The sequence below is a fragment of the Anoxybacillus andreesenii genome (assembly GCF_030813005.1).
Taxonomy (GTDB): domain Bacteria; phylum Bacillota; class Bacilli; order Bacillales; family Cytobacillaceae; genus Robertmurraya; species Robertmurraya andreesenii.
In genome coordinates, this window is the sequence record NZ_JAUSTU010000002.1 from 327,367 (window position 1) to 349,418 (window position 22,052).

The 22,052-nt window shown below is 39.1% G+C and carries 22 protein-coding genes, 1 riboswitch and 1 other annotated feature; of the genes, 8 read left to right on the forward strand and 14 right to left on the reverse strand.

The features are described from left to right. Positions 1-78 precede the first annotated feature (78 nt). The 4 genes from J2S07_RS03550 (at position 79) to J2S07_RS03565 (ending at position 3,404) form a co-directional block, all read left to right on the forward strand. Positions 79-531, forward strand: a complete 453-nt coding sequence (locus J2S07_RS03550) for a hypothetical protein (protein WP_307149019.1) — start codon at positions 79-81, stop codon at positions 529-531. A gap of 1 nt (position 532) precedes the next feature. Next, on the forward strand, positions 533-1,195 hold the full coding sequence (locus J2S07_RS03555; RefSeq protein ID WP_307149020.1) for a PspA/IM30 family protein: 663 nt from the start codon (positions 533-535) through the stop codon (positions 1,193-1,195). A 135-nt stretch (positions 1,196-1,330) separates the two neighbouring features. Then, positions 1,331-2,005: a response regulator transcription factor gene (locus tag J2S07_RS03560; RefSeq protein ID WP_307149021.1), complete on the forward strand. Its 675-nt coding sequence runs from the start codon at positions 1,331-1,333 to the stop codon at positions 2,003-2,005. Further along, entirely contained in the window at positions 1,995-3,404 is a 1,410-nt protein-coding gene (locus J2S07_RS03565; RefSeq protein WP_307149022.1) for a sensor histidine kinase, read from the forward strand. The genes J2S07_RS03560 and J2S07_RS03565 overlap by 11 nt, the downstream gene beginning before the upstream one ends. An 86-nt stretch (positions 3,405-3,490) precedes the next feature. On the opposite strand, the gene J2S07_RS03570 is transcribed toward J2S07_RS03565, so the two are convergent. The 10 genes from J2S07_RS03570 to J2S07_RS03615 all read right to left on the reverse strand — a co-directional run bounded on the left by J2S07_RS03570 (position 3,491) and on the right by J2S07_RS03615 (position 14,739). Continuing rightward, positions 3,491-4,672 carry a NupC/NupG family nucleoside CNT transporter gene (locus tag J2S07_RS03570; RefSeq protein WP_307149023.1) on the reverse strand — a complete coding sequence of 394 codons (1,182 nt, stop codon included), beginning with the start codon at positions 4,670-4,672 and terminating at the stop codon, positions 3,491-3,493. Between the two features lie 213 nt (positions 4,673-4,885). After that, positions 4,886-5,038, reverse strand: coding sequence for a hypothetical protein (locus J2S07_RS03575; RefSeq protein ID WP_307149024.1), 153 nt, complete (start codon positions 5,036-5,038; stop codon positions 4,886-4,888). 50 nt (positions 5,039-5,088) lie between these two features. Beyond that, complete coding sequence (locus J2S07_RS03580) at positions 5,089-5,826, reverse strand: amino acid ABC transporter ATP-binding protein (protein WP_307149025.1); 738 nt, start codon at positions 5,824-5,826, stop codon at positions 5,089-5,091. A gap of 12 nt (positions 5,827-5,838) precedes the next feature. After that, a complete protein-coding gene (locus tag J2S07_RS03585; protein WP_307149026.1) occupies positions 5,839-6,576 on the reverse strand; it encodes an amino acid ABC transporter permease in 738 nt (245 codons plus the stop codon). A 71-nt stretch (positions 6,577-6,647) separates the two neighbouring features. Then, positions 6,648-7,487, reverse strand: a complete 840-nt coding sequence (locus J2S07_RS03590) for a transporter substrate-binding domain-containing protein (protein ID WP_307149027.1) — start codon at positions 7,485-7,487, stop codon at positions 6,648-6,650. Between the two features lie 109 nt (positions 7,488-7,596). Beyond that, a riboswitch (Lysine riboswitch) is annotated at positions 7,597-7,781 on the reverse strand. A gap of 244 nt (positions 7,782-8,025) precedes the next feature. After that, a complete protein-coding gene (locus tag J2S07_RS03595) occupies positions 8,026-10,464 on the reverse strand; it encodes a S8 family serine peptidase (protein ID WP_307149028.1) in 2,439 nt (812 codons plus the stop codon). 318 nt (positions 10,465-10,782) lie between these two features. Further along, positions 10,783-12,087 carry an alpha/beta hydrolase family protein gene (locus J2S07_RS03600; RefSeq protein ID WP_307149029.1) on the reverse strand — a complete coding sequence of 435 codons (1,305 nt, stop codon included), beginning with the start codon at positions 12,085-12,087 and terminating at the stop codon, positions 10,783-10,785. 169 nt (positions 12,088-12,256) lie between these two features. Then, positions 12,257-12,685, reverse strand: coding sequence for a DUF3021 family protein (locus J2S07_RS03605; protein ID WP_307149030.1), 429 nt, complete (start codon positions 12,683-12,685; stop codon positions 12,257-12,259). A 15-nt stretch (positions 12,686-12,700) separates the two neighbouring features. Further along, positions 12,701-13,138, reverse strand: a complete 438-nt coding sequence (locus J2S07_RS03610) for a LytTR family DNA-binding domain-containing protein (RefSeq protein WP_307149031.1) — start codon at positions 13,136-13,138, stop codon at positions 12,701-12,703. A gap of 62 nt (positions 13,139-13,200) precedes the next feature. After that, complete coding sequence (locus tag J2S07_RS03615; RefSeq protein ID WP_307149032.1) at positions 13,201-14,739, reverse strand: bifunctional metallophosphatase/5'-nucleotidase; 1,539 nt, start codon at positions 14,737-14,739, stop codon at positions 13,201-13,203. A gap of 132 nt (positions 14,740-14,871) precedes the next feature. Between J2S07_RS03615 and J2S07_RS03620 the strand changes: the two genes are divergently transcribed. The 4 genes from J2S07_RS03620 to phnE (J2S07_RS03635) all read left to right on the forward strand — a co-directional run bounded on the left by J2S07_RS03620 (position 14,872) and on the right by phnE (J2S07_RS03635) (position 18,381). Beyond that, on the forward strand, positions 14,872-15,927 hold the full coding sequence (locus J2S07_RS03620) for a phosphate/phosphite/phosphonate ABC transporter substrate-binding protein (protein ID WP_307149033.1): 1,056 nt from the start codon (positions 14,872-14,874) through the stop codon (positions 15,925-15,927). Positions 15,928-15,991: 64 nt separating this feature from the next. After that, positions 15,992-16,753 carry a phosphonate ABC transporter ATP-binding protein gene (gene phnC, locus J2S07_RS03625; RefSeq protein ID WP_307149034.1) on the forward strand — a complete coding sequence of 254 codons (762 nt, stop codon included), beginning with the start codon at positions 15,992-15,994 and terminating at the stop codon, positions 16,751-16,753. A gap of 23 nt (positions 16,754-16,776) precedes the next feature. Then, positions 16,777-17,559, forward strand: a complete 783-nt coding sequence (gene phnE / locus J2S07_RS03630; RefSeq protein ID WP_307149052.1) for a phosphonate ABC transporter, permease protein PhnE — start codon at positions 16,777-16,779, stop codon at positions 17,557-17,559. A 12-nt stretch (positions 17,560-17,571) separates the two neighbouring features. Next, positions 17,572-18,381: a phosphonate ABC transporter, permease protein PhnE gene (phnE, locus tag J2S07_RS03635; protein ID WP_307149035.1), complete on the forward strand. Its 810-nt coding sequence runs from the start codon at positions 17,572-17,574 to the stop codon at positions 18,379-18,381. Positions 18,382-18,550: 169 nt separating this feature from the next. Here phnE (J2S07_RS03635) and J2S07_RS03640 read toward each other — a convergent pair whose 3' ends face one another. From J2S07_RS03640 to J2S07_RS03655, 4 genes are all read right to left on the reverse strand, one after another. After that, on the reverse strand, positions 18,551-19,357 hold the full coding sequence (locus J2S07_RS03640) for a YitT family protein (protein ID WP_307149036.1): 807 nt from the start codon (positions 19,355-19,357) through the stop codon (positions 18,551-18,553). Positions 19,358-19,464: 107 nt separating this feature from the next. Then, positions 19,465-19,715, reverse strand: a binding site (T-box leader). 120 nt (positions 19,716-19,835) lie between these two features. Further along, the gene (locus tag J2S07_RS03645; protein WP_307149037.1) at positions 19,836-21,155 is read right to left on the reverse strand and encodes a 6-phospho-beta-glucosidase; all 1,320 of its coding nucleotides are present in this window, start codon (positions 21,153-21,155) and stop codon (positions 19,836-19,838) included. Between the two features lie 79 nt (positions 21,156-21,234). Then, positions 21,235-21,552, reverse strand: coding sequence for a PTS sugar transporter subunit IIA (locus J2S07_RS03650; protein WP_307149038.1), 318 nt, complete (start codon positions 21,550-21,552; stop codon positions 21,235-21,237). A 62-nt stretch (positions 21,553-21,614) separates the two neighbouring features. Then, on the reverse strand, positions 21,615-21,932 hold the full coding sequence (locus J2S07_RS03655) for a PTS sugar transporter subunit IIB (RefSeq protein WP_307149039.1): 318 nt from the start codon (positions 21,930-21,932) through the stop codon (positions 21,615-21,617). Between the last annotated feature and the right edge of the window lie 120 nt (positions 21,933-22,052).

A 22,052-nucleotide genomic window follows, 5' to 3' on the forward strand; every position in this document is an offset into this window, starting at 1 on the left:
TTTCCAAGATCCTTTCACTAAGTTTTCACCAAACTCTACTAATCTATAGACATCAAGAGCGAAAGGAGGTAAGAAAAAATGAATTACAAGGTAAAGAAAGGGATCTTCTGGGGTGGAATGATTGCTTCCATGATTCTAGTTATTCATGTAATCCACTATCTATTCGGAGGTCTACATGCGCTTGCTTCTGGTCGTCATGGACATGGTGGAGCAGGAGGAATGGGAATGGGACCACTCGGTGGCTCTGGACCACTTGGTGGCTCTTCGCCACTTGGTGGTTTTGGACCACATCATATGATGGGCTACCAGCATCATGGATTTTCTTGGCTTTGGTTCCTACTTATCCTGATTCTCGGTATTGCTGTTATCGTTGTAGCGATGAAATGGCTAAGAAGAAAAGCAAAGGACACTGCAATGCAACAGTTTATTGATACATCTATCATGAATTCACATAGACCTATGTCGACCCAAAGTGCAAATGTGTTGGATCAATGGGAAAAAAGTTTAGTTTCAAAAAAGGAGAGGAATTAATATGGGGATATTTAAAAGAATGAAAAGGATCGCTAAGGCGGATATCAATGGATGGCTCGATAACCTTGAGGATCCAATTGCCATGCTGAACGAATACTCTAGGGAAATGGAGCAGGAAATCGTAAAGGCGCAAAGGGCTTTATCACGTCAGCTTTTTGCAGAAAATAAGCAAGCATCTCTTATTCTTGACACAAAAGCATTAGTAGAAAAAAGAACCCGTCAAGCGAAACTAGCTATTGATCAAGGGGAAGAAACGATTGCTAAATTAGCTGTCCAGGAAAAGCTTACCCACGAGAAACAGCTTGCCCTTTATGAGCAGCAATATGAAACGATCAAGAATCAAACTGAGACTTTAACAGAAAAATTAGATGAGCTTCAACAAACCTATCATGAATTACAGCATAAGAAAGTCCTCTTAGCATCACGTGCAAATGTCGCTCAGTCAATTAAGCAAATGCAGAAGGCCGCGGGCTCCTTTCAAACAGACAACATTTTAAGAGAGGTCGCCCGTGCTGAAGACCGTATTTTATTAATGGAGGCTGAGGTACAAGCTGGGAGTTGCTTTTCCAATCCGCTAGTGGATGATGAGTCTACCACTGTAAACGACGAAGAATTAACCAGAGAATTGGAAAAACTAAAAAATGAAAAAGAGCTACTAGTATAGTATCGTAACGTACTCCCCCTTTTCATCCTACCACCGTAACTACGTTTACGGTGGTATTGGTTTATCTCATCTTTCCTAAGGGTGTGTAAAGAAGTAATATTAAGATAAGAAATCATGTAAAAAGAGGTGCTTAGCATGAATATTCTACTAGCGGAAGATGACCTGCAGCTTGGTGAATTGATTGGTTTTATGCTGAAAAAGAAAGGTAGCTATAAGGTTGATTGGGTCATGGAGGGTGAGGATGCCTACGAGTATGCCAAAGCCTCCCATTATGATGTCTTAATATTAGATTGGATGATGCCAAATGGGGATGGAATCTCCGTTTGTAGAAAGCTTCGAAGTGAGAGCTATTCTGGAGCGATCTTAATGCTAACCGCCAAGGACGCTGTTGAGGATCGCATTAACGGATTAGATGCTGGAGCAGATGATTACCTCATTAAGCCCTTTGAAATCGAGGAACTTCTTGCCCGTCTCCGTGCTCTTACTCGCCGTAACTATGCCCCTATTTTAGAGGAACAGATTTCGATTCACGGTTTGGTCATTAATCGTACAAGCCAGGCGATTCTTCATGGAGAAATGGAAATTCAGCTAAGCCCTCGTGAATTTCAGTTGCTTGATTTATTAGTTCAAAATAAAGGACAGGTACTCCCTCGAGAGGTTATTTTGGACCGTATTTGGGGCTATGATGCAGACGTATCAACGAAAACGATTGATGCTACCATTAAATTACTTCGTAAAAAACTAGACCTATTTGGAAAACAGGATTTGCTCCAAAGTATCAGGGGAGTTGGGTATAAAGTTGGGAACTAAAAAGTCATCCTTTAACTATCTTTTTCGAAAAAGAGGACTATTTGAAAATACACAATTTCGTTTAACGTTATTATACAGTGGCATGCTTATGCTTTTCCTGCTATTATTTATTGCTATTGTCTATATCATATTGTATGCAACCATCTTTAAGGATCAAGAACGCGAACTAGAAGTCAGTGTCAAACAGGAGGCTAAAAACATTGAGCAGTACTTAGGATATCAGAATCATAAAGGTCGTTTAAGATTTCGTAATCAAGAATCCATTGTCAAGGATGTCGATCAATTTTTCTATTATGTGGTGGACCAATCAGGAGAATTGGTACTGGGAGATGAACTCATTCCGGATCTACGTACAGAATTATTAACTGCCATCTCTAACTGGAACCCTAGTAAAAATGAAATTCTTCAAAAAACCTTCCAGGTAGAATTTTCTGAAAGAGGATTAAACGGGAAAGGAAGAAATCATGAATTTCACCCAGTACAAAAGACAGAAACGATTCGCTTAATGATTGCTAGCCAACCCATTTCCTATCGTGGAGAAGCTATCGGCATGCTTTACATTGGGAAGGAAATCTCGTTCGCCTATCAGGTTTTTAAATGGCTACCCACCATCCTTTTAGGTATAGCTATTCTGTTTTCACTAGTAGCACTTGTCATTAGCTATTATATGTCTAAAAAGGCAATGGTCCCGATTACACGTGCCTTCACTAGACAGCGAGAATTTGTAGCTGATGCCTCCCACGAATTACGAACACCGTTGAGTGTCATGCTTTCATCCATCAATGCCATGGAAATGACATTGGATTTAGAGAAAGAGGACTACTCCCATAAACTCCTGTTTAATATGAAAAATGAAGTGAAGCGAATGACTGGATTAGTCGGGGATTTATTGACATTAGCTAGGTCTGACTCAGGAACCATTGAACTTGTGAATGAATGGTTTGATTTTCGCACGATTGCCGAGGAGGTCGTTGAATCTGTTCGAGCACTGGCTGAATTCAAACAAATCAAGCTTCACTTCGATGCCCCTGATGTGTTAATGGTTAATGGGGATTCCCAAAAGCTAACACAGCTGCTGTATATTTTATTGGACAATGCGATTAAATATACTCCGAATAGAGGCGAGGCACAGCTATCCCTTTCTGTAAAAGGAAAAGAGTTACTTATATTCATGAAGGATTCAGGAATTGGAATCAACCAAGATGATTATGGGCGAATATTTGAACGTTTCTATCGAGCAGATAAAGCAAGAACTCGGCAAGATGGAGGGCACGGACTTGGACTTGCGATTGCAAAATGGATTGTGGAGATCCACAAGGGAACTATTCAAGTTTTTAGTGAAGTAGGAAAGGGAAGTACTTTTATTATTAGCATTCCTATTATAGAAAATAGAAATTGAATCTTGTGTGAAAAACGCCCTCCCTAAAATAGAAATAAGCAATTTTCCACCCTTTCATAAGGATGGAAAATTGCTTTTTGAACTACTTATAAAACGATACTAACAATGACAGCTGATAATACACTCACTAAGGTCGCTCCATATAATAATTTTAAACCAAATTTAGCGACGATATTCCCTTTTTCTTCATTCAGGCTTTTTACAGCACCTGAGATGATCCCAATGGAGGAGAAGTTTGCAAAAGAGACAAGGAAAACAGAAATAATTCCTAATGTGCGTGGATCAAATGATTCTGCTATTTTTGCCAAGTCCATCATCGCAACAAACTCATTTGTAACAAGCTTCGTAGCCATAATTCCACCCGCATTGACGACCTCAGTAAAAGGAACACCCATAATAAAGGCAATAGGTGCAAAAATATAACCTAAAATCTCTTGAAAGGAAATTCCAAAAATCATATCAAAAATGCTATTAATTGCGCCCATTAAGGCAACAAAACCAATTAACATCGCACCAACAATCACGGCTACTTTAAACCCATCGAGGATGTATTCCCCTAACATTTCGAAAAAGCTCTGTTTTTCCTCATCCTGAATGTCCAACAGATCCTCTTCCGGTTTCACCGTATAAGGATTAATAATCGAAGCAATGATAAATCCGCCAAATAAGTTTAGGACAAGTGCTGTGACTACATATCTAGGTTCAACCATCGTCATGTACGCCCCAACGATCGACATCGAAACGGTTGACATGGCTGATGCACAAAGCGTATATAAGCGATTAGCAGACAAATGACCTAGCTGCTTCTTCACTGTAATAAATACTTCGGATTGACCAATCATCGCCGATGCCACTGCATTATATGATTCTAACTTCCCCATGCCGTTTATTTTACTTAGGAAGAGACCAATCGCCTTCATAATAAAAGGTAGAATCTTCAGGTATTGGAAGATCCCAATTAAGACAGAAATGAACACGATTGGCAATAAGACATTGAGAAAGAATGGGGATTGATCTTCATTGGCTATGCCTCCAAATACGAAGGAGATCCCCTCACCCGCATAGTCAAGCAGCTTCCCAAAAACATTAGCGAACACCTTAATTAATCCCAAGCCAAGTGTCGTATTTAAGAGTAAAGCAGATAATATCAATTGAATAATAACCATAAGAAGAATCGGTTTCATTTTGATGTGTTTTCTGTTATTACTTGCTGCATAGGCTAATCCAAAAACAACAAGTAAACCGATGAGTGAGATGATGTATTTCAACGGTAGTCCTCCAAGTTGTGTGAATTCTAAGTTGGTGTATGCGCTCTCGTTTATTTTAACCGATTAATGATTATTTATATGATTCCCTTTGAGAAAAAGTATAGTAAAAAAGAAGAAGAACTAATATGGGGATTTTTAAGAGGTGTTGTTCTTGCCTTCCTATGGTCGACCAATGGCGAGAGCAAAATAGCTCTCGTCCTCTCTTTCATGGTCTTAAATAATATCACCCAAAAATGCTTGAACCGAATGAGGTAACAATTGATAGAATAGCCCCTCATATTTAATATCAAGGAACCCAGCAATCAATAACACGAGGATAACGATTAATAAAACCGGTTTCCTGTTCTTCTTGGAAATCCACTTCACAAGATTTCCTCCTTCATCAATGTTGGGTTTCACCATTCCACAATCAATCTTTACAAGGATAAAGTCCGTTTCAAGAATTCCTTTGTTCTTTCTTGCTGTGGATGGTTAAAAATTTGCTCAGGGCTTCCTTCCTCAGCAATAACCCCCTTATCCATAAACACTACACGATCGGATACCTCTCTGGCAAATTCCATTTCATGCGTAACGATTAGCATCGTAAGCCCTATTTCAGCAAGCTCCCTCATGACCTTTAGAACTTCTCCAACCATTTCTGGATCAAGGGCAGATGTTGGCTCATCAAACAGCATCACATCAGGCTCCATAGAAAGTGCTCTCGCAATGGCCACACGTTGTTTTTGCCCACCTGATAATTGCTTTGGTTTGGCATAAATATATTTATCCATCCCCACCACTTTCAGATATTTCATCGCTACCTTTTCCGCTTCTTCCTTTGTACGCTTTAACACTTTGATTTGTCCCACAACACAGTTCTTAAGAACATTATGGTTCTCAAATAAGTTGAATTGCTGAAAGACCATGCCTAGCTTTTGACGATAAGCAAAAATATCATGGCGATCATCTAGGATATTTTCTCCATGAAACATAATTTGGCCACCACCAGGTTTCTCCAAAAGATTAATACAGCGAAGCAGAGTGGATTTGCCCGAACCGGAGGAACCAATAATACTGACTACTTCACCTTTATGGACGGAAAAATCAATATCCTTTAAAACCTCATGGGCCCCAAAGGATTTATTTAAATGCTGAACTTCAATTACCTTTTCCATACCCAGTCCTCCTCATATCTTCTTAGGCTCTAATTCCTCATTGAGCACTGTGTAATTATCTGGACCATCCAGCTTTCTCTCAAAATAGAGCAGGATTCTTGTCACTGCAAACGTCATGACAAAATAAATCATACAAGCCACAAAGAATGACTCAAAATATCTAAAATTATTTCCGGCTACGGATTTCGTTAAGAAATAGAGCTCGGAAACGGAAATGACATTTAATACAGAAGTATCCTTAATATTGATGACAAATTGATTCCCTGTTGCAGGCAAAATATTTCTGATTACTTGTGGCAATACCACATTTGTCATTGTTTGAAAATGATTCATTCCAATCGCTTGAGCTGCTTCATATTGTCCTTTGTCAATAGAAACGATCCCACCGCGAACAATTTCTGCCATATAGGCCCCCGTATTAATAGAAACGACAATAACAGCGGCTAGCATCACATTCATATCGATATTAAAGGCCAACGCTGAGCCGTAATAGATCACCATTGCTTGAACAATCATAGGTGTTCCACGGAAAAACTCGATATAAATAGATAGAATGATATTAATGATCTTCAATACTAGCTTTTTTGGGCCCCGTTCGGGCATAGGAATGGTACGAATGACCCCTGCCATCAAACCAATGACTGCCCCAATAACGGTTCCAATCAACGCAATAAAGAGCGTCATCCCTGCTCCGCGAAGGAACATTGGCCAATTTTCCGATACAATTCTTACGATCCATTCAAAGCTCATGCTCTTCCTCCTAATCAGAAAACCGACTGTACTCTGACATACAGCCGGCTTTATCCTTTAGTGCTGTTTGCTTATTTTGCAGCAGGTTGATTTTTAATCGCTGTATCCATAATTTCGGTACGTTCTTTCTCGGAAATTCCCTTCAGGATTTCATTGATTTTCTCTGTTAAGTCACTGCCTTTTTTAGTTCCCACAGCAATGGCCGTATCGTCAGGTGAAGTCTTAAATCCATCTTTAAATTCAACCATGGCAAATTTTCCATTCGCTGTAGAAGCACTAACTGCTTCAGGTCGTTCTGTAACATAGCCATCTATGATTCCCGATTCAAGTGCTACCCTCATGGCAGGGAAATTATCCATGGCGGTCTCTTTTGATACTCCTTTAATTTGATCAATGACGGAATAATGGAATGTATTTAATTGCGCCGTTACTTTTGCGCCTTTGAAATCCTGAATCGACGTGGCCCCTTCATATTTTCCACCTTTTTTCACAACCATGACTAGATTTGAATTATAGTAGTTATCTGAGAAATCGATGGTTTCCTTTCGTTCCGCAGTCGGAGACATTCCTGCAATAATGGCATCTATTTTTCCAGATGTTAAGGCTGGTACGAGCCCATCCCATTCTGTTTTCACAATCACAAGCTTCTTCCCTAAGCCCTCGGCAATTTTTTTGGCGATTTCGACATCATAGCCGCCTGCATATTCGGAAGTGCCATTAATTTTTACCCCACCATTTGCGTCATCATTTTGAGTCCAGTTAAATGGGGCATATCCAGCCTCAAGTCCAACCTTAAATGTATCCTCGCTTGCGGAACCAGACGTATTTCCATCTTCACTTGTCCCACAAGCAGAAAGTAAAATAATACTTGAGAATAATAATCCTATTAATAATAAAACTTGTTTTCGCATGGCATTTTCCCCCTGTTTTTCTTGATTCTTTTTTTAGACAACAAAAAAACGACCTGAGATCAAACTCAGGTCGCATGTATAATTGCCCTAAAGTCCCTCTCTTTTCCCTTAATGAGATAGCACAACTCAGCAAACCTGGGAAGTTCACTGAGACAGTCCTGCAGCTCTTAACTGCAGGCCCAGCATGCAATATTGAGAATATTACACACTTCGGCGACATTTCCTTCTCTCTAGAATCATAGCGTTCTCGGGGCTCCGCTAGAGACTGTTAAATACCGCGCCTCTACCTCACTAAATAAAGTGAGGTTAACATATTCAATTCATAAATTATATTATTTAGGTTACCTCCCTCTACACAATCTGTCAACCATGGAATAGAAAAATACTATTCTTATATTATTTCCTTTTTAATGCATTTTCAAAATTCGCTGAGTTTATTGACTTATATTAAATAAGAAACTGCGGACTGAAAAGGGAAAGAATCCAGTCTCAAAGTGTGACCACTCTAGACCGTTTCTTTCCCCGATTTTTTTCTATATTATTCTTTCGTTACGAGAAAAGCCTTGTATTCCGTAACACCCAACCTTTCCACATATACAGCCAGTACCCAGTCTCCGTTAGGTAGAGGGATACCATTTTGTACGGTACCATCCCACTCGAATTCATGGATTGGGGATGGAATATTTGTAAATGAACCTAATGTATCTACATATCCACCTATTGTATTTCCTGGTGCAAGAGCATAGAGATCATACTCTAACACCTCCGCTCCACCCGGTAAATAGGAGCCTATATAGTAGCCATTAGGGGCCTTATCCATAAATGCACCGGATACGCGAGGATAATCTGGTTCTCCGACAAATAGGATAGTCGGAACGGAAATTTCTTGTTTCCCGTCATTTACAAGGATCATCCCCTCATAATAACCAGGGTTTAATTTTGAGGAGTCTACCTGAACATTAAAGTTCACCATCTGGGATTTCCCTGCATTTACCTTTAAGTTGTTACTTAGCATCACCTTAATTCCATCTGGATTTCCTTCAAACTCCACATCGAAGCTATAGGTCTTTCTTTCTTTTGACAGGTTCTTAATTTCAAAGCCTTGCTTTTCAACCTGCTTCCCGTTAGCCTTCACAAACTTTCCAAAAGAATGACTTCCAGGGGTAACAAGTGTATCTGTAGCCAATGCTTCTACAACACGAATGCTGCCTGCACCTTGCGTATTATGTGGATATACGTTCCCTGTTTCCGGATCTATGACATCAACTGCCGTGTTCATGAGTGCAGCCTTTATATCCTGGGTCCCCCAATTAGGGTTCTTTTGTAATAATAGAGCCGCTGCTCCTGCCACATGTGGGGAAGCCATGCTTGTTCCTTGGAATGCTGCATAACCATGCGGATTTGATGGATCATGTGTTGGAATCGTGCTCACGATGTTGACACCAGGAGCAGAGACATCTGGCTTAATCATCCAAGTTAAGGCAACCGGGCCTCTTGAAGAGAAATCAGCCATTGTTTCTTCCACAGATTTATCAAATTTAATATCAAAGGAAACCTTGTTATTTCCTTTTTCTAGCTCTGCTAGAAGCTTCTGTCCATCAGAAAGGGTGGTTTTAATCGTTGGGACAGCCATTCCTGGAACATCTGGCTGTTCTCCTGACACATTATTAAAAATAATCGCACCAATCGCACCAGCTGCCTTCGCATTTTCAGCCTTATCAACAAAGGCTAATTCTCCACGGCTCATTAAGGCAATTTTCCCTTTAAAATCCTTCCCCTCAAAATCACTTGGTTTTCCTAGTCCTGCATAGACAAACTCATATTCTCCTTTATTCAAAACTAATAATTCTTCATCCGTAGGGAAGCCCATGACCTTTGCACTTGGATAAACTACACCATTAGAGGTAGAAAGGATGGAAGTATAGACATTGTATGGTAGACGTGTAGCACCTACAGAAATGGCCTCACGGGAGGTACCTGGCGATCCAACAGTCCAGTTATTTGGTCCAGAATTACCGTTGGAAGTTACCGCCACGACCCCTTCAGCCATTGCCCAATCCATAGCGATTGAGGTTGCCCAATCAGGGTTGTTCAATGTATTACCCAATGATAGATTCATAATGTCCGCACCGTCTTGAACCGCTCGTTCAATCCCAGCAACAACATTTTCCGTCGAACCCCTACCATCAGGTCCAAGTACACGATAGGCTAAAAGAGTGGCCTCTGGTGCGATCCCTTTAATTTGCCCATTCGCTGCAATGGTACCAGAAACATGGGTACCATGATCGGTTTCCTCCCCGCGAGGATCCCCTTTTGGCGTTTCCTGTGGGTCTGCATCATTATCTACAAAATCCCAGCCCTTGTAACTTCCAAATGCATGGGCTAAATCCGGGTGGGTATAATCCGCTCCTGTATCAATAACGGCTACCGTTACTCCCTTTCCTGTATAACCTGTTTCCCATGCTTTGTTTGCACCAATAAATGGAGCACTATTCATCATATTCGGACTAAATTCCTCTGTAGAAATTTCCTTCTTCGTTACAACATCCGCTTGATATTCTATATTCGGATAAACAGCTTTTACTCCGGAGACGGCTAATAACTTCATGATTTCATTAGCCGGGAGATCTACCGAGAAGCCGGAGAATACATAGTCATACTCCCTATTCACATCAGCAGCCTTCACTGCCTTTTTTAATGATTGAATCACTTTATCTCTTTCGGTTTTCAGTTTTGCCTTTGTTTGCTTTTTCCCCTTATGTTTCGCCTCTATGATAGACTCTTCTTTGAGCTCTACAATGACCGTCGTTGGCCTGCTTGATGAGAGTTCAATATCACCATGTAACTCAGCTATCGGAATTTCGGTAAGCTTCGTTTGGGTTTTTCCTCCCTTTGCTGATGCATTAAGACCAAATGTAGAAAAAATCAGTGCAAAAGCGACTAGAATAAGAAACACTCTAGAAAAATATCTCCTCATTCCTCGATTCTCCCTCTCTGTTCGGTTTTATAAGAATCCGCTACCCTTCTCTCAAACCCGCGCACCTCCTATGGCTTGAAGGGATCCATTTTCTGAAAATTCTTATACCCAAACATATTAGAGAAATCTAGCAAAACTCCTTTAGGTGAATTACCTCATTTTTAAGAGTGTTTTTTAATAAAATATTTAGGAAGAAACTACCAATCATTTATAGATAAATAGATATCTAGAATGAAAAAAGCAGACAAAAGGACAACTTTCCCTTTCATCTGCCTTTTTTCGAATTTTCTAGTAGAAAAACTTGCCATTAGCTTCTAGTCAATAAGTCTCTTTGTAATCTAGCTCCCCAATACCCTTTAATTGATAGTCAAAGAATTTAAGAATTAACTCATTCTCCGTTTCTATACAATAATTTGGGTCAATGTCTGCTTTTCCTCCCTGCAAAGTATTGGCAAGGATCGGTGAGACTAGCGGTAAGTCGGTCAGACTTAGATGCTTTGCTCCTTGGAAATGAACCGTATAGGCTTCCTTGAAATGGTTATTATCTAGTTTGTTCGCTACATAAGTAGAGTTGCTCCCAAGCTGTCTCCACACATCGTCAGAATAAATATTAAGAAGGGGAATCGTGAAGTCTTCATCCTTCGGTACAAAATCATCTATGTCTTTCTGATAAACAAGCTCACTGAAGAACGGAGCATCTATATTGACAACAGCATCTATATCATCACGCTCTCTACCTAACCAAACACTTGCAGCGCCACCCATTGAATGACCAAATACACCAATTTTGTCCGGATCGATAAGTTGATAGATAGGGTTATTATCACTACTTGCCTTTGTTAGGATTGTATCAATGACAAAGTTCATATCATCCGTTCGCAGTTTCATCCATTTTTGAATTAGACCATAGAATTCTTCCTTCGTGTAGTTCCCATCCTTATTGGCATTGTTGACTTCTCGGTTGTAATCCATATTAATCAAAGCGACCGTTCCATCCTCTGAACGAGTATAGAAGGAATGATAGGGGTGATCGATAGAGCAAACAACATAACCTTCGCTTGCAAGCTTTTCATAGGTAGAGGTATTGCTTGCCTTAATACCGAATGCACCATGAGAGAACACCAATAAAGGATAATTTCCATCGGTGTTTTTGGGATACCAAAATTCCACATTGACCACTCGATTTTGTTCCTTGTCACCAAATTCCTCTATACGGCTTTTGTCTGTATATGTAGAACTGGCGGTTGCCACTTCATATTTCCCTGTTGCTTTCGGTGATTCATACTGTGGAAAAACAATGGCTGGTGCCAGTGCAAATACGAACACCAAACTCAGCAACATCGTTTTCCACACAACGGTAAAAGTGCTAAATGGTTTAGTTTTATTTTTGTTACGGATAAGAGAAATGGTTCCCTTTAATGCGAGTATGAAGAGCAGTATGGCCAGTAGAAACCAGCGGAAGCTCCACTCAATCACCGATGTAACGGTAAGTGTGACAAATGCTATAAATATAGCAATCCTAAACCAGTTCTTGAGTTTTTTGTGATGTTGTTTTGTACCCATACAGTATATAGAGAAAGTTATTTCAAAAATGATCATGATCAATAAAATTAAAGTTCCCAAGGAGATACGCCTTCTTTCTTAAATATTTTCTATGAATACATCATAATAAATAACTAAAAGGAAGGATATAGAAAAACGGTAAGTTGTAACTACAGGATGGTAAGATGCAAAAAAAAAGCAGTAAGCACGATCGCTTACCGCCTTCTAAACAATTGCTACCTTCATAAGATCAATCATCACTCTTTAATGCCTTTAGCTTTTCATTGATTTTTTGGGCATCCTTTTTATCCTTTTGCCATGACAGCACACGAACGAGAATATAGATGATCGCAATTTGCACAGCAAGAATGATCACTCCCTGTACACTGTTTACAATGCCTAAGATACTGCTAAGGCTAATCAATAGAATCTCCAAAGTAAGAAAGTGAATGAACAATTTCATTCGCATTTTCTTCTCACTTATCTCTTTAGGAGCGTACAAAATCAATTCGGTTAATCCACTTAAAAATGCAAAAGCCAGAAATATATAAATCGTCTTTAAATCAAAAGCCAGATCGGGATAATATATTTGTCGTAATATCGTAATCATGATAACAATTAATGCGAAGATAATTAAGATATCCTTCACTATCTCTTGTACATATTCAGAAAGCTTCATCAATGATCCCTCCTCTTACAATCCCAGCATTTTTTTCAGGACAGGGACGTACTGCCTTGAAATCACAGCACGTTCCCCATTATCTAGCACTGCTTCGAATCGGCCACTTAAGGAGGGATAGATAGATGAAATTTTGGTGATGTTTATGATTGTTGATTTAGATGCCCGAAAACAGTTCTTCCCCTCACACAGTCCCTCTAGCTCATATAGCTTTTGTTTTACCTCAAAAACGCTGTCTTTGCAGTAGCTAAAAACCTTCCCGTCCACCGCCTCGAAATAGTAGATATCACTAAGCTTCATTCGATAGACCTGCTCTTTTTGATATCCCAGTATAACCAAGTCTTCAGTTTTTAGCTTGTCCACAATATCATATACTTCGTCATCTATCTCATGACATCGAATGAGAATTTCTTCTTCTTGTTCTTTGCTTATTTCCTCGATCGAAATTTTCATATTTTCACCTACGAAAATTTAGTATAATCCCTAATTCTTGGAACAAAGTTTGGAAAAAAGTCTTAATATAGGATTTTCATATTTTTCATTGGCTGTGCATGGACGGTCTCATGGTTTATGAAATAATCTGCTATTAATTCCGTCATGTCCGTTTGAATATCTTTCACAACGCGGCAATCCTTAAAGTAATCAAAATTGCCCGCGCCTGTTGCTCGGTAATTATTCATAACCACCTCATATGATTCATCTAGCTGTAAAGGTTCCCCGTTATAGCGAACATCTATGACACGTTCTCCTTCAGGGTTACGTAAATCAATGGTGTAATCAATGCCACTCCAAAGATCATGATTATAGGGCTGCTCTTTCGGTGTTTGAAATGCTTCCGAAATCACTGGTTTCCCATCTTCCAATTTAAAATATGTAGCAGATTGCTCAAGTGCTTCCACAATATATCGACCCTTTACCTCTAATACCTTCAATGTATTGGGATAAATGTAATTTGTTACGATGTCACGCATGGTTACAATCGGATTAAATCCTCTACAAATATCATTAAAAATCGCCATACATGATATGGAGGTACCTGCACACTTTTTTTGAACATGGTTGATGAATTCAACATAGGGATGCCCTTTTAACCTTGCATCAAATGTACTGTCAATGAGCATATCACCTTCAATCCTGCCAATGCTTTGATCAAGCCAATTCTCTGTTTCATCATGAATCGGAGCAATTAAGTTTTTAACCGTTTCATTTAAGGCAACATTATCCATGTAGATTAGGGAAGGCTCACAATGTTCAAGTTTCCCACTATCATTGATCGTCAGTTCAATTTTGCCTAGGCAAACCCCTTTCGTACCAGGCTGCACAATGGCCTTTCCAAATAAATGCTGGGCCAGCTCACGATGTTGATGGCCCGTAATGACCACATCGACGCCTTCAATCTCCTTACATATTTGATAACCGACATTTTCCCTAGAATTCTCAAGCAATTCTCCTGTTGTTAAATCTACCTCAAAGCCACCATGATAGGCGATCATCATGACATCTATTTGATGATTAGCATGTAACCATTCAACTTCCCTTTTAGCCGCTTCAAAGGCATCCTCGAAAATAAGACCTTGAATCCTTTCTGACTCTTCCCATACAGGAACAAACTGTGTTGTCACTCCTACAACAGCAATGGTAATACCATCTATTTCTTTTATAACATAGGGTTGAGTGAAATATGTCCCGTCCTCCCGTTTTATATTGGCGGCAAGCCATGGGTAATTAGACTCCTCAATCACTTTATTTAATACGGGTAATCCGAAATTAAATTCGTGATTGCCAAATACTGCCATATCGTATTTCATGGCATTGGCCAAACCTATCACGGTATTATGTGTTCCCTTTTTAAAAGTCTGTTCATAGTAAGTTAAGGGACTTCCTTGAATAAAATCCCCATTTTCTATTAACAGAACACTCCCGCGTTTTCTCTCTTCATCAATTGCCGTTGCAAGCTTCCCTAATCCTAATGGCAGGTCAACATCACCTGAAAAGTCAGTTGGCATTATATATCCATGAACATCACTAGTAACTAAAACAGAGATTTTTTTCATCGTACACCTCAGTAGGTAATGGTTTCAAAACTATTTTAAAAAGTTTTTACAATAAAATAACATATATTTATTTACGATTTTAACAAAATTAAATTATACTAGTCTAGTATTGCAAACTATAGGAGGTCAGTCATGAAAAAATTATTTTCTTTAATGCTTATTTTATTATTGAGCATTTCCCTTGCTGCATGTGGTTCAAATGATAGCAAATCTGATGACAAAGGCAGTGATAATGCTGCTGGAAAGAAATTAGAAAAACTTTCAATCGCTTTCGTCCCTTCTCGTGATCCAGACGAAATCATTACTGCAACTGAGCCACTTAAAGGCTTATTAAAAAAGGAATTAAAAGGTTTAGGATATGATGTGGGTAAGGTTGAAATCACAGTCGGAACAAACTTTGAAGCTGTTGGTGAAGCTCTATCTGCTGGTACAACAGATATCGGCTTAATTCCTGGTGGTACATATGTGCTATATGATGATGGTGCAGAGGCTATTTTAACAGCTACTCGTGCTGGATTAAACAATGATTCTGACAATCCAGCAGATTGGAATAAGAACAAGCCTACAGCGAAATCTGATAAACAAGCAGTCTCTTATCGTGCGCTATTAATCGCCGGTCCATCAGAAAAGGGAAGAGAGCTTGCTGCAAAAGTAAATAAGGGAGAAAAACTTACGTTTAAAGACTTAGACAGTGCAAATTGGAATGTTATGTCTACTTCTTCTCCAGCTGGTTACATTTATCCAGCATTATGGTTGAATGAGAACTTTGGAAAAACGATTACAGATCTATCTAAAGTGGTTCAAGCAGATTCCTATCCAAGTGCATTTGCACGCCTAGCTTCAGGTCAAGCAGACGTACTTGTTACTTATGCGGATGCCCGTACTGACTTTGCGGATCTATGGACTTCTGAATTTAAACGTTCTGCTTCCATTTGGGATGAGACAGATGTCATTGGTGTAATGCCAGCCATTTACAATGATACCATTAGTGTGAGCAAAAACTCAGACATTATGGATGATGATTTGAAGGCTGCCCTACAAAAAGCATTCATCAATATCGGTCAATCTGAAGAAGGTAAAAAAGTAATCGCTATTTATAGTCACGATGGCTATGAAATCGCAAAAGATTCTAATTATGATAATGAGCGTAAAGCCCAAGAGTTAGTTCAAGAACTGAGCTCTAACTAAATACAATGAAATAGGAGGGAACATGCTATGTGTTCCCTTTTTTTAAGTAAAGGTAGGTTTATGCATGATTAAATTCCAAGGTGTACACAAAGAATATGACAATGGCTTTGTTGCGTTAAAGGATATTGATTTGACAATTGAACAGGGCGAATTTGTTGCGGTTATCGGATTATCGGGTGCAGGTAAGTCTACGCTTATCCGTTGTATCAATCGGATGCACGATATTTCGTCTGGTTCTCTAATGGTGGATGATGTTGATGTCTCAAAATTAAGAGGGAAAGAAATTCGGAACCTACGTCGGAGGATCGGAATGATTTTCCAATCGTTTAACCTTGTTTCGCGTATTTCTTCATTAAAAAATGTTCTTGTTTCATTTGTACCTGAAATGCCATTTTGGCGGAAAATTTTTGGATTATATACAAAAGAGCAGAAAATAAAAGCTTTAGAGGCTCTTGATCGCATGAATATTTTAGATAAAGCTTTTATCCGTGTCGATCAGCTTTCAGGCGGTCAGCAGCAACGGGTTGCATTAGCTCGTACCCTTGCGCAAAAGCCAAGCATTATTCTAGCCGATGAACCAGTTGCATCCCTTGATCCAGTCACTGCGACCCAAGTAATGAAAGACTTTCAAAAAATAAATGAAGAATTGAATATGACGATTATTATCAATATTCACCACGTAGATTTGGCGTTAGAATACGCAACTCGTGTGGTCGGAATTCGAAGTGGTGAAATTGTCTATGACGGCCCTTCCAGTGAAGTAACCAAAGAGATTCTTGAGCACATATATAACGGCAAGCTTGAAGAGGAGCTGAGCGCGAATTGAACATTTTAAAAGCAAAGTCCGTCATGTTGAAAAACGGGAAAACCGTTACTTTTAAACGTTCAAAGGCTCCTTGGATTATTATTGGCTTACTCATCTGCCTCTATTATTCGGTTCACATAACCGGTTTTGATTTGCAGGTTTTGTTCAAGAGAATCGAACAGTTTTGGGTCATTATTGGCGATATGATTCCACCTAATTGGAAATATCTTAATAAGCTTTGGCAACCTCTCTTTGACACGATTAAAATGTCCTTATTAGGTTCCATTTTAGGAGCTATATTTGCGTTACCACTTGCATACTTAGCCTCTTCCAATATGATAAAGAACCAGCTTGTTGTAGCTGTAAGTAAATTTATTTTAAGCTTATTAAGGACATTGCCTACCCTCGTTGCTGCCTTAATCGCAACCTTTATCTTTGGTATTGGCACGATGGCAGGTACAGTGGCCATTTTCATTTTTACAGTTGCCTATGTTGGGAAACTTCTATATGAGCAAATCGAAAATGCCGATCTAAAGGCTTTTGAAGCCATGCAATCGATGGGACATACCTCCATTTCAGCATTTCGTTATGCTATTTTCCCGCAAATTTTGCCAAACTATCTGTCTAATTCTATTTTTTGCTTTGAAGGAAATGTCCGATATGCCGCTATTTTAGGTTATGTCGGTGCGGGCGGTATTGGTCTATTGCTTAATGAAAGCCTTGGTTGGCGTAATTATGCTAATGTTGGGATGATTTTGCTTCTGCTCGTCATCACGGTATTTATTATTGAATCGATTAGCGAATATTTCAGAAAGAAATTAATGTAGGAGGTGATCACAGTGAATACAATTGAAAAACAACTATTAAAAGAACCGAAGCGTACCGTCCAAAATGTGATCACCGCTTTAATTTTAATCATCTTTATCATGTGGTCTTTAACCGCCGTCGATTTATCCAATTTCACGACTAAGGGCGTAGACATTGCCAAAAATATTATCGTTGGAATTGTAACACCGAGTACGGAATTGCTATTCACATTTAGTAAAAATGGCGTTCCTTATTTGTTGGTTGAGACAATGGCTATTGCTTTCTTAGGAACTATTGTAGGTGCCATCTTAGCCATCCCTCTTGCTTTCTTATCCGCGTCTAACATTGTTCCAAAGCCCATTGCTTTTCTCGTTCGATTATTATTAATTTTTATTCGAACCATTCCAGCAATCGTATATGGTTTAATGTTTATTCGTGTCACTGGTCCAGGTCCATTTGCTGGTGTTTTAACGATGGCATTAACTTCGATTGGAATGCTTTCTAAGCTTTTTGTAGATGTGATTGAAGATTTAGAGGTTAATATATTGGAGTCACTCGAGTCAATTGGGTGTACAACCTTTGAGAAAATTCGATATGGCATTATCCCGCAATTATCAGCTATGTTCATGTCTATCGCCATTTATCGTTATGACATGAATTTGCGCGATGCGGCAATCCTTGGATTAGTTGGTGCAGGCGGTATTGGTGCTCCACTTATTTTCGCCATGAACGGCTATAAATGGTCTGAGGTTGGTTCTATCCTCATCGGATTGATGGTATTAATCTTAATCGTCGAATTTTTATCAAATAAGATTCGCAATAAACTTGTTAGAGGTTATTAGACTTTCATTTTATATGAACAGAACCTCGAAATAGAGGTTTTTTTCAAATCGTTCATTTGAATTTTTATCGAACCATGGATCCGTTATTAAGCTTAGACAGGACCTTTTAGCAAAATAACGGATTCTATGGTCGTATATCCATCATGGCCGCTCGTATACATAACTCTTCTTAGTTTTTAGCAAATTCCCCATCTACTTCAATTGTCTCAAATATATTAATAAAGGCATTTTCATCATGGCTACGGACAATTTTTCTGATTTGCATGGTTTCATAACGTGTTACAACCATCATTAGAATCTGTTTCTTTTCTTTGGTATAGCCCCCATACCCATCTGTGATCGTGATGCCACGATAGACGGACTCGAGTAGCTCCTTACGGATTTGCTCTCCTTTGGTCGTCACGATCTGCATCGTTAGTTTTATGTGGTCCGTGTGAATGGTATCAATGACTTTTCCCGTCAAATAAATCGACAATAATGTATATAAGGCAATATTCCAGTCGAAAGCAGCCCCAGAAATAAGAACGATAATTCCATTCATAGCTGTGAGTAATAGGCCCACACTAATATTGCTTGTCCGTGATAAGATAATCGCAATTATATCCAGACCACCAGAGGTGCCAGAATACCTCAGAATAACCCCAACTCCAATTCCACCTATGATGCCACCAAAAATCGTCGACAGTAGAATATTATCTGTCGCGGGAACCGTTGGTAAAAGGGCAAGGAAACCAGAGAGCGACACAACACAAACCAATGTATTGATGGTAATTAACTTTCCAAGCTTAAAGTATCCCAAAATGATTAAGGGCAGATTAAGCAAAAGATTCATTAAACCGATATCAAATGGTGTAATTAGCCCAATCAAAATCGCAATACCACTTATCCCACTACTCAAAATCCCGTATGGTACAAGGAAGAAATTAAAGGCAAATGCTACGATAAACGAACCAACAACAATAATTAGATTTTTCATACCCATAGAGCCTCCGCTTCTAGACATCATCTTGGAATAATAGTTTAAATTCGGTACAAATAGGTATTCCTATTTGTACCACCTAAAAAAAGAAAACCCGCCCCTAAAATAGGGACGAGTTTTGTGCTCGCGTTACCACCCATATTCCGTCCGTTTCATAAAATGAAACATTCGGCTCTCCAGTCAACGTACGGTTATACGTGTTCCAGTGTAACGGCGGAAATCCGTCAAAGCTTACTCATTTCAGCTTTGCATCTCGGAGATGATTTTCAGAAAGATGTGTTCATCGACTTTCACCAAGCGCCGACTCTCTATGGAACAGAATTCTTTTCTTACTCTTTCTCGTCACTGATTTTTATTAATTAAAGGTAATCTACCAGAAGATAAATAATGGTGTCAATACGCTTTGTTAATATAATATTATTCCAAATGTTCTATCATTTTAGGAGGAACCTCTCTACTTTGCAGTTAGGATAGACTACTCACTAAAAAACTGCGGAAGGTACCTCCTATGAGCTTCTAGCATTTCATCAACCATTTGTTTTGCCAATGAATCCGATGCTACTAATGGATGAATGGTTAATGCTAAAATTGCGAGATTACGGTCCCCTGTTACCGCTGCTTCTGCGGCAATTCGTTCAAATGATTTAATTTGTTGTACAAGCCCACGCACTGCTACCGGTAAATCACCGATTGCGATTGGTTTTGGACCATCCTTTGTGATGATGCAGCTGATTTCAACAGCTGAATCGTTAGGAATACTTGCAATAGCCCCATTATTTCTCGTATTAACTGGTTGAATATCTCTTTTATCATTATAAATACTGGAAATCAGCCGTACAGCTGCATCAGAATAATAAGCGCCGCCTCGTTTTTCTAATTGCGGTGGTTTCACATCCAGGTTTGGATCCTTGTATAATTCAAAAAGATCCTTTTCAAGCTGATGAACAGCCTCGGCACGTGTTCCTTCAGCTTCAGCCTCTTGTTTGACTTTTTCAAAGGTTTCCCTCGATTTGTAATAATAGTTATGATAATAACAAGGAATTACATTTAGGGCTTTGAGAAATTCAGGTTCCCATTCCATCCCTTGAATATTTTTTACAAGACCATTATCATCAAGGTCTGTTACCATTTCTATGACTTTATCTTTTACACTAACACCATCTAAATAGATATCTAGTCCATACACCATATGATTTAGTCCAGCGAAATCGATTCTAACTCTAGCATGTTCTACATCTAATAGGCTAGCAACGGCCCTTTCCATCCCAATTGGAACATTACATAGTCCTACTACCTTATTAATATTTGCGTATCTTAATACTGCCTCTGTCACCATTCCAGCTGGGTTTGTAAAGTTAATTAGCCATGCGTCTGGGCACAGCTCCTCCATGTCTTTGCATATATCCAAAATAACGGGTATCGTCCGCAATCCTTTAAATAATCCACCAGGCCCATTCGTTTCCTGGCCTAATACACCATATTTTAATGGAATCCGCTCATCCTTTGCCCGCGCATCCAGTAAGCCAACACGTAATTGGGTTGTAACAAAATCCGCGTCTTTTAACGCCGCTCTACGGTCTAATGTTAAATGGACATCAATCGGTAAACCCGACTTTTTAATCATACGTTTCGCCAGATTACCGACAATATCCAATTTTTCTTGCCCTTCTTCTATATCAACCAACCAAATTTCTGACACAGGTAATTCATCATAACATTTAATAAAACCTTCAATTAATTCTGGAGTATAACTGGAACCGCCGCCAATGGTCGCAATCTTAAGGCCTTTTTTCATACATGCTCCCTCCTGCATCCTTTACCATTTTGTATGATAAAAAAGGACCATTACGAAATGATCCTTTTTTAAAAATAAGTTATTTCCCAAACCGCTTATACATTTCAATCATTTCTTTAACTAATTCAGCAATGGTTTCCGTACTCATTAATTGATCTTCCGCATGCATAAGAAGTAAGGAAAATCCGACTTTGTCTCCGGCAGCTTCTTTTTGAATTAAGGAAGCATGTTCTTTATGTCCTTCAACAAAATACTTTTTGGATTCTGCTAATTTTTCTTCCGCCAGAGCAAAATCCCCTTCCTTTGCTGCATAAAGGGCTTCCATTGCTAAGCTTTTTGCTGAGCCGACATTGCTAATAATTTGAAAAGCAATCATGTCTAAACCTTCATCAATCATCCTAACTACACATCCTTCTGGATTCACACTTAAGTTCTGCCCTACAAGATTCCAAAAATTGATTATTTATTATCAATCAGTTTTAAGGCTTCTTCTAAAACCTTCTCACCGTTCATCATCCCATAGTACTGCATATTGATGGAGTCAACTGGAATGTTCATTCCTTGTAATTTCTTTTCAAACTGTGGCTTCATATAACGAACCTGTGGACCAAGTAATAGTACATCAACATTCTTCTTATTCAACATACCATCAGCTTCCGAAGCAGAAACGGCAAAAATATCCGCTGCGATATTTTTAGCCTCCGCCGCTTTTTGCATTTTGGATACTAACAGACTTGTACTCATTCCTGCTGAACATACTAACATAATAGTTTTCATTGTATTTCCCCCCATAGTTAACTATTGGCTCTTCGCTATTTAGTGTTGAAAAGACAAATTACTAGGACCTTGCCGTTTCTATCATTCCTTGAGTATCATGGGTATTTGGTACCTCGCTAA